The 13,663-nt window shown below is 70.1% G+C and carries 10 protein-coding genes; 4 read left to right on the top strand and 6 right to left on the bottom strand.

Annotated features, from left to right (window positions below):
- Nucleotides 1-268 precede the first annotated feature (268 nt).
- On the bottom strand, nucleotides 269-1,387 hold the full coding sequence (locus IF12_RS0120540) for a hypothetical protein (protein WP_133884092.1): 1,119 nt from the start codon (nucleotides 1,385-1,387) through the stop codon (nucleotides 269-271).
- A gap of 21 nt (nucleotides 1,388-1,408) precedes the next feature.
- Here IF12_RS0120540 and IF12_RS23405 point away from each other — a divergent pair, with 21 nt between their 5' ends.
- Complete coding sequence (locus IF12_RS23405; RefSeq protein WP_035749794.1) at nucleotides 1,409-2,026, top strand: bacterial proteasome activator family protein; 618 nt, start codon at nucleotides 1,409-1,411, stop codon at nucleotides 2,024-2,026.
- 103 nt (nucleotides 2,027-2,129) lie between these two features.
- A complete protein-coding gene (locus IF12_RS0120550) occupies nucleotides 2,130-2,816 on the top strand; it encodes a 1-acyl-sn-glycerol-3-phosphate acyltransferase (protein WP_030161818.1) in 687 nt (228 codons plus the stop codon).
- Between the two features lie 6 nt (nucleotides 2,817-2,822).
- Here the strand turns inward: IF12_RS0120550 and IF12_RS0120555 are convergent, their stop codons facing one another.
- From IF12_RS0120555 to IF12_RS0120570, 4 genes are all read right to left on the bottom strand, one after another.
- Nucleotides 2,823-3,770, bottom strand: a complete 948-nt coding sequence (locus tag IF12_RS0120555) for a peptidylprolyl isomerase (RefSeq protein WP_030161820.1) — start codon at nucleotides 3,768-3,770, stop codon at nucleotides 2,823-2,825.
- The gene (locus IF12_RS0120560; protein ID WP_051704677.1) at nucleotides 3,725-5,074 is read right to left on the bottom strand and encodes an MFS transporter; all 1,350 of its coding nucleotides are present in this window, start codon (nucleotides 5,072-5,074) and stop codon (nucleotides 3,725-3,727) included. The genes IF12_RS0120555 and IF12_RS0120560 overlap by 46 nt, the downstream gene beginning before the upstream one ends.
- A 97-nt stretch (nucleotides 5,075-5,171) precedes the next feature.
- Complete coding sequence (locus IF12_RS0120565) at nucleotides 5,172-6,242, bottom strand: inositol-3-phosphate synthase (RefSeq protein ID WP_030161824.1); 1,071 nt, start codon at nucleotides 6,240-6,242, stop codon at nucleotides 5,172-5,174.
- Nucleotides 6,235-6,948, bottom strand: coding sequence for a PadR family transcriptional regulator (locus IF12_RS0120570; protein WP_081913793.1), 714 nt, complete (start codon nucleotides 6,946-6,948; stop codon nucleotides 6,235-6,237). The genes IF12_RS0120565 and IF12_RS0120570 overlap by 8 nt, the downstream gene beginning before the upstream one ends.
- A gap of 344 nt (nucleotides 6,949-7,292) precedes the next feature.
- On the opposite strand from IF12_RS0120570, the gene IF12_RS0120575 reads away from it, so the two are divergent.
- Nucleotides 7,293-10,595 carry a transglycosylase domain-containing protein gene (locus IF12_RS0120575; RefSeq protein WP_030161829.1) on the top strand — a complete coding sequence of 1,101 codons (3,303 nt, stop codon included), beginning with the start codon at nucleotides 7,293-7,295 and terminating at the stop codon, nucleotides 10,593-10,595.
- A 53-nt stretch (nucleotides 10,596-10,648) separates the two neighbouring features.
- Nucleotides 10,649-12,217, top strand: coding sequence for a glycosyltransferase family 87 protein (locus IF12_RS0120580; protein ID WP_051704678.1), 1,569 nt, complete (start codon nucleotides 10,649-10,651; stop codon nucleotides 12,215-12,217).
- Here IF12_RS0120580 and IF12_RS25255 read toward each other — a convergent pair.
- Entirely contained in the window at nucleotides 12,108-13,550 is a 1,443-nt protein-coding gene (locus IF12_RS25255) for a CCA tRNA nucleotidyltransferase (protein ID WP_030161834.1), read from the bottom strand. The two genes, IF12_RS0120580 and IF12_RS25255, sit on opposite strands and share 110 nt — an antisense overlap.
- Nucleotides 13,551-13,663 lie beyond the last annotated feature (113 nt).

A 13,663-nucleotide genomic window follows, 5' to 3' on the forward strand; every position in this document is an offset into this window, starting at 1 on the left:
GTTCGACTGTCGGGTCAGACGCATTCCCTTCCGATCGGCGGTCAGCGCACCGCGACTCATCTCGAGAACTGGTCTGGTCCCCGAAGAGCGAGAGGGGCTTCGCCGGGTCGGCCAGTGTCTCGGAGTTCTGGGCGAGCCATGGGCTGCGGCCGCACGCAGCAGTCCGGCGGCGTCGTCCCCGTCGCGGTCGCAGCCGGCGCGCGGTCACACCGCCGTTTCGAGGTCGCCGATGATGAGCCACCGAACCGTCGTCGGCGGGTCCTTGGAATCACTCCGTCGTCGGGCTCGCCGGTTCGGTCGCGAACGGGTCGACGGCCTCGGTGGTGTCAGCGGTCGGCGGGTGCATGAGAGCTCCCGCAAGCGCGTCGTCGATCGTGACCGATCCGCCCGCCGGCGGGAGGTAGTCGGGTTTGTCGAAATCAGGGGTCTGCGGCACGCAACCGGTCTGGAGTGTCAAAGAGACCCCCTTCGCGGCAGTCCACCAGAGGTTCACGCCGTCAGGTCGTTCAGCCTCGATGCTGCCGACTCCGGTGGTCTCGTCGATGTCGTCCCGGTGAACGTCGTACCCGGCCTCCTGCCACGACTCGCGCAAGAGGTCGGCGTATTCGGTGCGGACGAGAGGCAGTGCCGAGTCGGCGCCGCTGAATCCGTATCCGATCTCTATCGCCACCCAGCCCTCGTACCGGCTGCCGAGCGCTTCGCCGCAATCCTGAGGCCTCATGTACCACCGGGTGTTGAATCCGGGGAAGTCGGGCAGACCGGCGACGATCTCGGCCGCCGCCTGCTCCAGGACCAGGTACGCCTCGGCTTCGTCGAACTCGGTTGCGGGAGGCGGATCCTGATCCATGAGACTGCATCCTCCGAGAGCCAGTGCGGCGAGGGCGATGGAGACGACGGCGGACAGCACACGTGTGATCATGAGGCGAGACCTGTTGGTTTGACCGGTGATGATGAGCGCCATGGTGTCCCGGGCGGTGTTCGGCTCGTTGCCGTCGGACTTGAAGTACGCGCTGTCGTCGATCTCGACGGCCTGCTCGGCGCAGACGGCCAGGTACTCGCCGAGGTCGCCGACCAGGCTGGTGAAGCCCTTGACCCGCTGATGGGACCAGAAGTCAAAGGCCGTCGTCAACGCCGCACCGACAGCGCGTTCGAACATCCTGGCATATTCGCGGCCGATGCGGGGAACCGCTCCGTTCGTCGCCATTGTGGGATCTTGTCGCGATGCGGCGACCAGGCGGCCTTTTCGCTGTTCGCGAACGGCCGTGCTCACTTCGGGGGCATGGGGCCGAGCGGGAACAGGGGCCGTGGGGTTCGCGTTAGGCTCGTGGAAGAGGAAACGCGGCGGGCGCCGGTTCCGGCGCCGCCGAGACGACCATCCCATCGACACGACAGCGGGGTCACGCCGACCATGAGCGAAGCGAACACCAGCCCGGAGCAGGACGGGTACGAGGAGCGGCAGTCCGAGGACGACCCGCTCATCGTCGACGCCGACGGCAACCCGATCACCGCCGAGGACGCGGCCGCCCACGAGGCCGAGGACCGCTACGAGTCCGACCCGACCAAACTGGTCCCCGAACCGGCCAAGGTCATGCGCGTCGGCTCCATGATCAAGCAGCTCCTCGAAGAGGTCCGCGCCGCCGACCTCGACGACAAGGGCCGCCAGCGCCTGCGCGACATCCACGCCCGCTCCATAGCCGAACTCGAGTCCGGGCTCGCGCCCGAACTGCGCGACGAGCTCGAGCGGCTCTCACTGCCGTTCAGCGCCGACGAGATCCCCACCGAAGCGGAGCTGCGCATCGCGCAGGCCCAGCTCGTCGGCTGGCTCGAAGGCCTGTTCCACGGCATCCAGGCCGCCCTGGTCGCCCAGCAGATGGCCGCGCGCCTCCAGCTCGACTCGATGCGCTCGGGCGAGCTGAAAGCGCTGACCGCGGGCGGGGAGGACCTCCCGCCGCAGCTCCGGGCCGTGATGGCCGAGCGGGCCGCGCGCGGTGACGACCGCGACCACCATCCCGGGCAATACCTGTAGCGCAGGCAGATGCCTTAGACTCGGCCCGGGCATGGCGACGCTTGCGAGCCGTGGACGACCTTCCTCCCGCCGCCGGGGTGAGACCACTGGAGAGCTGAACACGGTGCTGTACAAGACGCTGCAATGGACGGCCGCGCCGACCATCAAACTCATATGGCGGCCGTGGATCGACGGACGGGAGAACATCCCCGAGACCGGACCGGTCATCCTGGCGTCCAACCACCTCTCCGTCGCCGACCACTACTTCCTCGCGCTCGCCACCAGGCGACACATCGCGACCATGGCGAAGATCGAGTACTTCACCGGCGCGGGCCTCAAAGGGAAGCTCATCTCCTCGACGGTCAAAGCGCTCGGGCAGGTGGCCGTGGACCGCTCGGGCGGGCGCAAGAGCGCCTCGTCCCTGGAGCCGTCGCTGGAGGTCCTCGAGGAGGGCCGGGTGTTCGCGATCTTCCCCGAGGGCACGCGTTCGCCCGACGGGCGCCTCTACCGGGGCAAGCCGGGGGTCGCGCGGCTCGCGCTGGCCTCGGGTGCGCCGGTGATCCCGGTGGGCCTGATCGGGACCGAGAAGGTCCTGCCGATCGGCGAGTCGCGCCCGCGCGTCGCGCCGGTGGGCGTGCGGGTGGGCAAGCCCCTGGACTTCACGCGGTACAAGGGCCTGGAGAACGACCGGGTGGTGATCCGCGCGGTGACCGACGAGGTCATGGACGCGATCCGGCGCCTGACGGGCCAGGAGTACGTCGACAAGTACGCCAAGCGCAGCGCCGGCGACAAGGACAAGGGCGACGACTGACCGTTCTTAGGAGGCCGTCTCGCTCGGGGTCTCCCCCGCCGTCGTGGTCGCATCGGTCGGCGTCGTTCCCGCGGCTTCCGTGGGGGTTTGGCCGATCGTGTCGGGCCCGGTGGGCAGGTCGGCCAGTTCGGTGACCTGCACCCCCCAGATCTCGACCGGCACCGGCGGGGCGCCGTCGGATTCGACGGTCTCGGTGAGCGCGGCGATCGCGTCGAGCACCTCGTAGCCGTCCACGATGCCGCCGATGACGCTCACGCCCGCGGTCGGCACGGCCGCGCCCCGGATGAGCGCGAAGGCGCTGCCGGCGCGGCCGCGCTCGTCGGTGACCAGCGCGAGCACGTCCGCCACGTCGTTGCCGGCCATGGCCGTCTCGGCCTGGAAGCGCCAACCCGGACCGAAGGTCGCACCGGACTGAGCATCGGATTGGGCATCAGACTGGGCATCGGATTCGGGGTCGGCGCCGGGGCTGCCGCAGCGCAGGATCGCGGTCGGATCGACCGCCCGCGTGGTCAGCCGGTCGCACTCGTGCGCACTGTAGAACCCCGACTGCGCCAGGTGCGCGAAGGCCTCCACGCCGCAGGGGGCCACATCGCCCCACAGCAGGACGGCGATGTCGCCGTAGTTGGTCTGGACGGTGGCGATCAACCGGTCGGTCGGCGCGCCCGGCTCGAACGGGTCGACCCGCGGCCCCGCGTCCTCGGCCTCGGTGACCGTGCACCGCTCCGAGAGCACCTCGCCGTCGGCGTCGGCCGCGGCACCGGTTTCGCGGAAGGCCAGCCAGACCATCGCCGCGATCGAGGCGGCCGTCAGCAGCACCGCGCCGATCCCGGCCAGGCCCCGCCTCCATCCGCTGCCGCGCTGCCACGGCGGCGTGCCGCGGTAGGGGTTGGCCGCGACCGCCTCGCCTGTCAGGCGCTCGTGCTCGGTCTCGCTTCGGGGGCGGCTGGGCTCCATGCCTGTGCATCGTACGGTGCCTCGTCTCGCGCCAGGTAGGCGTATGCGACACAGATCAGACCGTAAGAGAGCGCCACGCCGACGAGCGTGCCCGGCGCGTACCCGTTCTTGGGGACCACGAGCGCGGCCGCGAACAGCCCCGCGAGGTACCCCACGTTGTACACCGTGTCGTTGACGCTGAAGACCCGCCCGCGGTAGGCGTCCTCGATGCCGTGCTGGATCCCGGTGTCCACGGTGATCTTGAGCCCCTGCGAGGCGATGTTCACCAGCAGGACCGCGACGGCGAACATGACCGGCTTCATGGTCCCGGCCAGGGCCGCGACGACCACCGCGCACAGGGCCATGAGCACGACCACCCAGTTCTTCGGCCCCCACACGCGCGTCGCGCGCGGGGTGGCGATCGCCGCGGCGAGCACCCCGACGTTGCCCAGGACCGCGAGCACCAGCAGCCAGGAGATCGTCGTGGTGCGGGTCGGATCGGACTCGATGTCCCAGAAGAAGCCCATGAACAGGGCGATCGCGATGATGAACACGATCCCGTACAGGAACCGGTGCAGCCCCTGCACGGCCATCGCGAGCGCCGGCCCGCGCCGCCGGCCCAGGTGCTTGAACCCCTCCCACATGCCCTCGGTGGTCGCGGCGATCCCCCGCCACAGGCCCCCGCTCTCGGCCTCGTCCTCGGCCGGCCCCAGGTCGGAGCGGCGGAACGAGGCGCTGACCAGCAGCGCCGAGGCGAGGTACCCGACCCCGGCCGCGAGCGCCAGCATCGAGTACGAGACGCCCGAGTCGATGAGCTTCGCGACGCCGGTCGTGGCGAGCCCGAGCCCGTAGGCGAGCGCCCCGAGCGTGGAGGCCAGCGAGTTCGCCGTCACCAGGTCCCGCACCGGCACGACCTGCGGGTGGGCGGCGGCGAGCCCGGCGAGCACGAACCGGTTGGCCGCCAGCACCAGCATCGCGCACAGCACCCACGTCCAGTTGAAACCGGTGACGAGCGTCAGGCAGATGACGATCATGAGCGCCGCCCGCGCCAGGTTCGCGCCCGCGATGAGGTTGCGGCGGCTGAACCGGTCGAGCACCGTCCCGACATAAGGGCCCAGCAGCGAATAGGGACCCAGGAGGACCGCGACGGCCGCGGCGTAGCGGAACGGGTCGCTCGCCTCGCCGAGCGCGGGGTTGAAGAACACCGACAGCGCCAGCGAGGCCTGGAACATGCCGTCGGCCGCCTGCGAGGTGAGGCGCACGGCGAGCAGGTGCCTGAAGCGGCGGTTGCCGGCCAGGTTCCTCACGTGCCCTTCGGTGCGCATCGTCCGAGGATAACTCCGGCGAATGCCAAGGGGGACCCCATTTTGCGTGACACTCGATCACCATGGGGTCCCCCTTGCGGTGGGCTGCTTCGCGTTCTTACAGGCCCGCGATGAAGTTCTCGACCAGGAGGCGGGCCTCTTCGTCCGAGTACTGCTTGGCCGGGGACTTCATGAAGTAGCTCGACGCGCTCTCCACGGGGCCGCCGTGGCCGCGGTCGAGGGCGATCTTCGCCGCGCGCACCGCGTCGATGATGACACCGGCGGAGTTCGGCGAGTCCCACACCTCGAGCTTGAGCTCGGCGTTGAGCGGCACGTCGCCGAAGGTGGTGCCTTCCAGGCGGATGTACGCCCACTTGCGGTCGCTCAGCCACGGGACGTGGTCCGACGGGCCGATGTGGACGTCCGCGCCGCGCATCTCGTGCGGGATCTGCGAGGTCACCGACTGGGTCTTGGAGATCTTCTTGCTCTTGAGGCGGGTGCGCTCCAGCATGTTCATGAAGTCCATGTTGCCGCCGAAGTTCAGCTGGTACGTGCGGTCCAGGCGCACGCCCCGGTCCTCGAACAGCTTCGCCAGCACGCGGTGCACGATGGTCGCGCCGACCTGCGACTTGATGTCGTCGCCGACGATCGGGATCCCGGCGTCGGTGAACTTCTGGGCCCATTCGGGGTCGGAGGCGATGAACACGGGGAGGGCGTTGACGAACGCGGCGCCCGCGTCGATCGCGGCCTGCGCGTAGAACTTCGCGGCGGTCTCGGAGCCGACCGGGAGGTAGCAGACCACGACGTCGGCCTTGGCGGCCTTGAGCGCGGCGACCACGTCGACCGGCGCCTCGGAGGACTCGGTGACCATCTCGGTGTAGAACTGGCCGAGGCCGTCGTGGGTCGGGCCGCGCAGGACGTTCACGCCGGTCGGGGGCACCTCGGCGAACTGGATGGTGTTGTTCTCCGAGGCGTTGATGGCGCTGGCCAGGTCCTGGCCGACCTTCTTCGCGTCGACGTCGAACGCGGCGACGAACTCGATGTCGTTGATGTGGTAGTCGCCGAACTGGACGTGCATGAGGCCCGGGACGCGGTCCTCGGCATGGGCGTCACGGTAGTACTCGACGCCTTGAACCAACGAAGAGGCGCAGTTGCCCACGCCGACAATGGCTACGCGCAGCTTACCCATCGCGCATGCCTCCTTTGCCTTGTTTATTTGAGTCTCCGGCACTCTCAGCCGGATCGGGTGTTCCCTGGACCGGGGCGGCGCCAGGCCGCCCCGTCTCGGCGAAGGGCTCGCCGAAATCGGTGTGCTGCCGCGGGCGGCGGCCCTCCTCGGAGGCGATGAGCTCGTTGAGCCAGCGCACTTCCCGCTCGGCGGTCTCCAGCCCGTGCCGCTGGAGTTCGAGCCCGTAGGCGTCGAGCCGCTCGGCAGTGCGGGAGAGGGCCTCCCGGATCCGCTCGCGGCGCTCCTCGACGCGGCGGCGCCGCGCCTCGAGGATCCGCAGGCGGGTGGCCGGGTCGGTGCGGGAGAAGAACGCGAAGTGCACTCCGAACAGGGCCTCGTCGGCCGCGTGGGCGGAGTCGGCCCCGGCCATGAGCTGGGCGAAGTGCTCTTTGCCTTCGGGTGTGAGCCGATATACCTTCCGGGCCCTGCGGCCCGTGAGCAGCGGTTTCTCGGGCGGGGCCTTCGCCGCGGCGCCCTTGTCGACGCCTCCGCCCGGGGTCTCCTCCACGATGAGTCCACGCTGACGCATCCGCTTGAGGGTGGGGTAGAGGGAGCCGTAGCTGAACGCGGCCCGGATGGCCCCCAGGAGGGCCAGCAGGCGTTTGCGCAGCTCGTAACCGTGCATGGGGGATTCGTGCAGGAGTCCTAGAATTGCCAGCTCGAGCATCGCGTCCCTCCTCTCACACGGCGATCTAACCAGTCGATGTATCGGGGCGATACATCAGGACAACCTTAACCTCAGGTACAGATCACGTCAAGGTGCGGGTTCGCGCCCTGGTCAGCGCTGTTCAGATCCGATAGGCTCGGCCCCACCAAGCGATCTCGCAGAGATCGCTCAGATTCGGTGTGCGAGACTGCGAGGCGACCGGCCACCCCCCATGCCGGGAGTAGACCTTTGCGAGCGCCGGTCTGCCGGGCGCGTCCCCCTCGGGATGCCGCGTGCCGGGCGCGCCGGTCCGACCGGCGGGCTCCGGCCCCCGTCCGGGTTACACATCACGTGGATGGTTGAGCATGAGCGACTACGGTTATCGTCCGGCCCCGCCCCCCGAGGACGGGCGGGATCACGGCCGCGGCGCCGGTCGGCAAGGCGGCCGCGCCTACGGCAACGCGCCCGCCGACGGTGGCCGGAGCGGCTCGGGCGATCCCGACTACGGCTGGGGCGGCGGCCGCCAGCAAGGCGGCCCCGCGCCGCGCTCCCGTTCCGGACAGTACGGCACCCCGGCCTCGGGTTCGGCCTCGGTCGGGCGCGCCTCCGGCAGCGCCTCGGTCGGCCGGGCCTCGGGCTCGGCGTCGGTGGGTTCGGCCTCGGTCGGCGGCCCCGGACGGCCCGGCCGCGCCTCGGTCGGCTCCGCTTCCGTCGGCTCGGCCTCGGTCGGGAGCGCTTCGGTGGGCAGCGCCTCGGTCACCGCCCCCGCCCCCGCGCGCACCCGGCCCGGCACCTCGGGCCCGGGCGACGCGGGCGAGCGCGGCGGACGCCGCCGCGCCGGCAAGGGACCGCTCAAGGACCCCGAGACCGGCAAGAAGAAGAAGCGCCGGTTCGGACGCAAGATGCTCGCGGTGGTCATCGCCCTGGGCATCCTCTTCATCGCCGCCGTGACCATTGTCGGCTCCTACTTCTTCGTCGACGTCGAGCAGCCGGGCAACCTCGCCCGCGCGGGCGAGTCGAGCTCGTTCACCTACGCCGACGGGGACACCGAGGTCGGCGGCTACGGCGAGTCCCTGCGCCTCCAGGCCGACCCCGACGAGATCCCCGACACCGTCAAGAAGGCGCTGGTCGCCACCGAGGACCGCAAGTTCTACGACCACGGCGGCGTCGACGTCACCCGCACCCTCGGCGCGTTCGTCAACAACCTCGGCGGCGGCGACACCCAGGGCGCCTCGACCATCACGCAGCAGTACGCGGGCATGGTCATGGCCATCCGCGACGAGATCTCCTACGACCGCAAGGCCCGCGAGGCCGCCATGGCCATCAAGATCGAGTCCAAGTTCGAGAAGGACGAGATCATCACCGCCTACCTCAACCTCGCCTACTTCGGGCGCGGGGCCACCGGCATCGAGGCGGCCGCGAAGGTCTACTTCGACAAGGAGCTCCTCGACCTCGACTACGACGAGGCCGCCTACATCGTCATGCAGGTCAAGTCGCCCAACGGCCTCTACGACCCGTACTACGGCGAGGGCAACGGCGACATGTACAGCGAGGAGGCCACCGTCGACCGGTGGAACTACTCGATGCGGTCGATGGTCGAGACCGGGGCGCTCACGCAGGCCGAGCGCGACGCGTACGAGATGCCCGTCCCGATCGACTCGTTCAACTCCGCCGGCTCCTGGGGCGGCAACACCGACCTGGGCTTCATCGTCAACGAGCTCGACGGCTACGTCTTCGACGAGTTGGAGGCCCGCTACGGCATCACCGCCGACATGCTCGGCGGCAAGAACGGCGAGAACGGCGGCTACAAGGTCGTGCTCACCATCGACGAGGACATCCAGGACTCCCTGGTGAGCACCGGTTCGCGCGGCGACGTCAAGCTCAAGCAGGACGACGAGGGCAACTACCTCGACAAGGAGGGGAACCCCGTCGACTCCGCCAACGAGGCGGCGATCGACGAGACCTCCGAGGGCTACGCCCAGTTCGTGAACGACAATCCCGACGCGGCCCTGGTCGACTACAAGGCGTACATGATGACGGCCATGGTCGCCATCGACCCCGAGACCGGCGCGGTCCTCGGCTACTACGGCGGCGACGACGGCTTCGGCGTCGACAAGGCCGGCGCCGAGTCCCCGCACCCGCCGTCCTCGACGATGAAGCTGGTCACCGCCGCGACCGCCATCGAGAACGGCGACTCGATCGAGTCCTGGTTCAACGCCGGCTCCCCGCGTGAGTTCGACTCGCTCGTGCTGGAGGAGTCCGAGTCGTGCATCGGCGGCGGCACCTACCCCAAGTGCACGCTGCGCAACGGCGACCAGACGCAGACGAGCCTGGAGATGCAGCTGTCGGACGCGGTGGTCAACTCCAAGAACACCCCGATGTACTCGATCGCCGAGCAGTACGGGGCCGACGCGATCCTGCGCTACGCCACCGCCATGGGCCTGAGCACCATGAACCAGCCGCTCCAGGTCCGCGACGACGAGGGCGAGTTCCACTCCCCGCAGGTGAACTACGAGTTCATCCAGGACGAGGCGGGCGAGTACCGGTACATCCTGCACGGCTTCGCGGTCGACGCCGAGGGCAACAACGTCACCAACGTCTCGGGCAACCTCGACGACTGGGCGCTGGTCGAGGTCGACGAGAACTGCAACCCGAAGATCCGCACCGACGGCATGTTCGTCGAGGACACCGACGGCGTGCCGACCTCGTGCCCGATCGGCGGGACGAACCACGACAAGAAGACCGACCCGTTCTACTACCACCTGTCCTTCGGCCAGTACCCGACGAGCGTGAAGGACATGGCCGCGATCTACGCGACCATCGCCAACGACGGCTACTTCCACGAGACCCACTACGTCGAGAAGGTCTACGACTACCGGGGCGAGGAGGTCCCCGAGCTCAACCCGCTCGCCGAGGGCCAGGTCATCGCCACCGAGACCGCCCGCGACCTCCAGTGGGTCGGCTCCCAGATCAAGGGCGAGTCGAAGGTCGGCGAGGACCTCACCCGCGACTTCTTCGGCAAGACCGGGACGTGGGAGGCCGCCGGCAAGGACGAGAACGGCCAGGACTACCCGTCGGGCTGGAACGCCCACGCCTGGTACGTCGGCGCGATCCCGCAGCTCTCGATCGCCGCGTGGGTCGGCAACCTCTCCTCCGAGTCCGATCCGATCGCCGGTCCCGACGGCAGCAACAACAACGTGTTCGGCGGCAACACCGCCTACCCGGTGTGGCTCACCGCGATGGACCGCATCCTTTCGGCCAAGGGCGACAACGACCACTGGAAGCCGGTCGACTGGGAGGGCCCGGTCAAGAAGGGCTCGGCGACGACCTGGGACCTCGAGAAGTTCGGCGGCCCCTCGGACGGCGGCGCGTTCTGCGCGGCCAACCCCGAGGACGCCCTGTGCGAGGGCCAGGCGCTCCAGCAGGCGCAGGAGGAGTGCGAGGCCGGCGGCGGCACCTGGGACGGCCAGGCCTGCCAGCAGGAGCAGGAAGAGGACGACAACGACTGGGACCCGCCGACCACCGATCCCACGACCGATCCGGGCGAGGGCGAGTCGGGCGAGGAATGCGACACCTGGCCGTTCAACTGCCCGGACGACCCGACGACGGACCCGGGCGACGGCACCGAACCGACCGAGGAGGAGAGCACCCGGGGTTGGGGCGGTTAGCGCGCCACTCGGCCGGTAACGACTCGACGGCGGCATGGGCCACAATAAGGCCCATGCCGCCGTCTTCATCTGAGCCGCCGCCCTCCCCCGGGCGTCCCCCCGCCCGGGCGTTCGCCGCCCCCAGCCGCACCGACCCCTTCGTCCGCTTCGCCTCGGGCTTCATCGGAGGCCCGTTCGGCGACCACGCCGTCGCGCCGCCCAGGCGCCGATTCTGGTCGGCGTTCGTGGTCATCACCTTCGTCGGCCTCGTCGTCTTCGCGATCAGCTGGCTCCAGAAGTACCCGTGCTCGGCGGGCGGCTGGATCGACTACCAGCAGTACACGAACGCCTGCTACACCGACATCCGCGCCCTGTGGGGGGCCGAGCGGCTCAACGAGGGCGCCGTCCCCTATCGCGACCACCCGGTCGAATACCCGGTACTGACCGGATGGTTCATGGGGATCCTCGGGCAGATCGCCTACCGCCTCGGCTCGGTCTTCGACACCGACGGCGGCCCGATCTTCTACCACCTCAACGCCGTCGTGCTCTTCGCCTGCGGCGCCGCCGCCATCGCCGCGCTGTTCGCGATCCGCAAGGACAACCGCCGCACCGACCTTCCCGATACCGAACCGGCCGCATCCACCGCTCGCGAGGATCACCGAAGGGACCCGGCCCTGGTCTACGCCCGGCCCTCCCGGCCGTGGGACGCGATGATGCTCGCCGCCGCGCCGGTCATGCTCGTGACCGCCACCGTCAACTGGGACCTGTTCGCCATCGCCCTGTCGATGCCGTTCTTCCTGTACTGGCAGCGCGGCAGGCCCGTGCTCGCCGGGCTGTTCCTCGGCCTCGCGGTGGCCGCGAAGTTCTACGCGCTCCTGTTCATCGGCCCGCTGCTGATCCTGGCCCTGCGGCAGCGGAAGCTCCTGCCCTCGCTGTACACGACCGCGACGGCGGCCGTGGTGTGGGCGGCGATCAACGCGCCCGTCGCCTACCTGTGGCCCGAGTCGTGGCTGCGGTTCTTCGAGCTCAACTCCGAACGGCCCGTGGACTGGGGCACCGGCTGGTACGTGCTGCGCGGCCTCACCGGCTGGGACCGGCTGTGGGACGCCGACTTCGTCAACGACCTCTACCTGGTCGGGTTCGCCCTGTCCTGCATCGCGATCGCCTTCCTCGGCTACTTCGCGCAGCGCAAGGTCGCGAGCGGCGACGGTCCGGCCTGGACCGCGGACGCGGCGCCGCGCCTGGCGCAGCTGTGCTTCCTCGTGGTCGCCGCGTTCCTGCTGTTCGGCAAGGTCTGGTCGCAGCAGTACGTGCTGTGGCTCATCCCGCTGGTGATCCTCGCCCGCCCCAAGTGGGGCTACTTCCTGGTGTGGCAGGCCGCCGAGGTCGGCTACTTCCTCGCCTTCTACGGCAAGATGCTGCAAGTGTCGGCCGAGGACGGGCGCGGCATCCCCGAGGAGCTGTTCCTCCTCGCCGCCGGGGCCCGGTGGATCGCCGTCGCGATCATGTGCGCCCTGGTCGTCCGGGAGGTCCTCAACCCGCGTCTGGACGTGGTGCGAGCCCTTCCCGCGCCGCCCAGGCCAGCAGCTCGGCCTCCGCTTCCTCGCGGGGCATCGGACCCCGCTCCAACCGCAGCTCCTTGAGATGGGCCCACGCCCGGCCCACCTCGGGGCCGGGCGCCAGGCCCAGCAGCTCCATGATCGCGTTCCCGTCGAGGTCCGGGCGCACCGCGCGCAGATCCTCGGCGGCGCGGATCCGCGCGATGCGCTCCTCGAACGCGTCGTAGTCGCGCCGCAGCCGGTCGGCCTTGCGGCGGTTGCGGGTCGTGCAGTCCGAGCGCACCAGCGCGTGCAGGCGGTCGAGCTGCGCGCCGGCGTCGGTGACGTACCGGCGCACCGCCGAATCGGTCCAGCCCGTCTCACCGCCGCGGCCGCCGTCGCCGTACCCGTAGAACCGCAGGTGCAGGCTGATGAGCAGCGACACGGCCTGGACGTCGGCCTTGGGGAACTTGAGCTCGCGCATCCGCCTGCGCGCCAACCGGGCCCCGGCCACATCGTGATGGTGGAAGGTCACCCCTCCGGCGGCGGTGACGTCCTTGGTCTCGGGCTTGCCGATGTCGTGCAGCAGCGCCGCGATCCGCAGCAGCAGGTCGGGGCCGTCGGTCTCCAGGTCGATCGCGTTGCGCAGCACCTGGAGCGAATGCTCGTAGACGTCCTTGTGCTGGGCGTGCTCGTCGATCTCCATGCGCAGCGCCGGCAGCTCGGGCAGGAACCGCTCGGCCAGGCCCGTGTCCACCAGCAGGCGCAGCCCGGCGACCGGGTCGGGGGCGAGCATGAGCTTCACGAACTCGTCGCGGATCCGCTCGGCGGTGATGCGCCCCAGCTCGGGCGCCATGCGCCGCATCGCGTCGAGGGTCGCCGGCTCCACCGCGAAGCCGAGCTGCGCGGCGAAGCGCGCGGCCCGCAGCATCCGCAGCGGGTCGTCGGCGAAGGACGACTCCGGCGAGGCCGGGGTGCGGATGGTGCGCCGCGCGAGGTCCTCGATGCCGCCGAACGGGTCGGTGAACTCGTGGCCGGGCACCGACACGGCCATCGCGTTCACCGTGAAGTCGCGCCGCTGGAGGTCATCGACCAGATTGTCGCCGTAGCGGACGATCGGGTTGCGACTCACCCGGTCGTAGGCGTCGGCCCGGAAGGTCGTCACCTCGACCTGCTCGCCGCGGAACCGCCCGCCGATCGTCCCGAAGTCCGCGCCCGTGGTCCACACCGTCGAGCAGCACCCGCGCAGGATCGCCTCGGTCGCCTCCGGGCGCGCGTCGGTCGTGAAGTCCAGATCGCTCACACTCCGGCGCAGCACGGCGTCCCGGACCGGGCCGCCGACCAAGTGCAGCCCGTAGCCCTCGCCGGCGAAGACCCGACCCAGTTCATCGGCTATCGGCGGGACCGTGATTTCCTTACCGCTACTGTTGTCAGACATCGCCGGGCAAGCTTAGCGGAGAGTGCGAGAATGGCCGAACCTAGCGCGAGACCGGGACCGGGCCCCGCCTCCTCGCCGTCTGGCCCCCTTCGAGGCCCCCACCCCCACGCGAC

Source organism: Glycomyces sp. NRRL B-16210 (assembly GCF_000719515.1).
GTDB lineage: Bacteria > Actinomycetota > Actinomycetes > Mycobacteriales > Micromonosporaceae > Glycomyces.